Raw genomic sequence first — 1,777 nt, 5'->3', positions numbered from 1 at the left:
TGGATGTTGCCGTGTTCAAGCGCCACCACCTCGGCCAGCTCTTTGCAGTCGGTCGGCACGCGCAGGCGCTCGCACACTTTTTGCAGGAGCTTGACGCTGCGCCCTTCGTGACCAATGTGGCGGGGCAGCACGTCGGCCGGCGTTGTGCCTTTGCCCAGGTCGTGCATCAGGCAGGCTACGCGCACGGGCAGCGGCATGTTTAACTGCGCAGCCATGTCCATCACCAGCATCATGTGCACGCCCGTGTCGATTTCAGGGTGGTATTCCGGGCGCTGGGGCACGCCCCACAGGCGGTCCAGCTCGGGCAGAAGCACCTTCAGGGCGCCACAGGCGCGCAGCACCTCGAACATGCGCGAGGGCTTGGCGCCCATCAGTCCGCGTGCCAACTCCTGCCAGACGCGCTCGGGCACCAGGTGGTCGGCTTCGCCGTCTTCCACCATCTGGCGCATCAGCGCCATCGTTTCATCGGCCACGCTGAAGTCGGCAAAACGCGCTGCAAAACGGGCCACGCGCAGGATGCGCACCGGGTCTTCTGCGAAGGCAGGGGTGACGTGGCGCAGCCTTTTGGCGTGCAGGTCGGCCAGACCACCCCAGGGGTCGATGACTTCGTCCCGCCAGCTGGGCATGGTGTGTGGCAAATCTTGTCTGGCACTGCTGGTGACAGACCCTGTGTGGTTCTCAGCGAGCAGGGCTACAGCCAGCGCTTCGGGCACGGCCATGGCGTTGACCGTGAGGTCGCGCCGGGCCAGGTCCTCTTCGAGCGTGACGTCGGGCGCTGCCTGCACCGCAAAGCCTTTGTAGCCCCGCGCCGTCTTGCGTTCGGTGCGGGCGAGGGCGTATTCCTCGCGGGTCTGCGGGTGCAAAAACACAGGAAAGTCTTTGCCCACAGGCACAAAGCCCTGCGCGGTCATGGCCTCGGGCGTGCTGCCCACCACCACCCAGTCGCGGTCGTTCACGCGTTCACCCATCAAGGCATCACGCACCGCACCACCGACGACAAAAACCTGCATGACCGCGTCTGCCTTTAGCGAGAAACCCGAAAGGGCTCTTCGAAGTCGATGAAGTCCTGCTCGGCCAGCGCCTCGTCGATCCAGGCTTTGACGCCGGGCAGGTCGCACACGCGGTCCATGTAGGCGGCCACATCGGCCGGCACAGGCAAGGCGTAAGTTTTCAGGCGCATGACCACCGGGGCAAAGTAGGCATCGGCCACGGTGAATGGGCCAAACAGCATGGGGCCGCCGTGCTCTTGTAGCAGACTGCTCCACAGGCTGCAGATGCGGTTCAGGTCGGCACCCACAGCGGGCTTGTCACGCAGGGCCAAAGCCCCGATCTCGGGCAGGTGCGCCTCGATGTTCATCGGGCAGGCGCTGCGCAAGCCCGCAAAGCCGCTGTGCATTTCGGCGCAAATGCTGCGCGCGCGTGCCCGGGCGGCGCGGTCTTGCGGCCAGAGCTGTTTGCCTGGAAATTGCTCGGCCACGTATTCCGCAATCGCCAAGGTGTCCCAAACGGCCAGGCCATCGTGCACCAGCACGGGCACCTTGCCCACCGGGTTGACGTCTTTGAGCGCGGCCTTGAACTGCGAGCCGGGCGCGAAGCTGTCAAAGCGGACAAAGACCTCTTCAAATTCGATGCCTGCCTGGCGCAGCAGCACCCAGGGGCGCATGGACCAGGACGAGTAGTTTTTGTTGGCGATGTAGAGCTGGATCATTTTTTCTCCCGGAATGAAGTGGACCCCAAAGTCAGGACAGACTTGATGTCAGTTTAAGTTGCACTCAAC

Annotated in this window: 2 protein-coding genes; both read right to left on the bottom strand. The window is 64.0% G+C overall.

Going from position 1 to position 1,777, the window contains the following annotated elements; translation table 11 throughout:
- A partial coding sequence (locus Q0341_RS05550; RefSeq protein WP_299511093.1) for a multifunctional CCA addition/repair protein occupies positions 1–1,010 on the bottom strand: 1,010 nt, incomplete at its 3' end.
- Positions 1,011–1,024: 14 nt separating this feature from the next.
- Positions 1,025–1,708, bottom strand: a complete 684-nt coding sequence (locus tag Q0341_RS05545; protein ID WP_299511092.1) for a glutathione S-transferase family protein — start codon at positions 1,706–1,708, stop codon at positions 1,025–1,027.
- Between the last annotated feature and the right edge of the window lie 69 nt (positions 1,709–1,777).

The organism is uncultured Limnohabitans sp. (genome assembly GCF_937889215.1).
Taxonomy (GTDB): Bacteria; Pseudomonadota; Gammaproteobacteria; order Burkholderiales; family Burkholderiaceae_C; genus Limnohabitans_A.
Note: the sequence above shows the minus strand (reverse complement) of the source record. Positions and strands in the feature narration are given on the sequence as shown.

Coding starts and splice junctions, on each gene's coding strand:
- Q0341_RS05545 (WP_299511092.1), bottom strand. CDS start 1,708: ATGATCCAGCTCTACATCGCCAACAAAAACTACTCGTCCTGGTCCATG.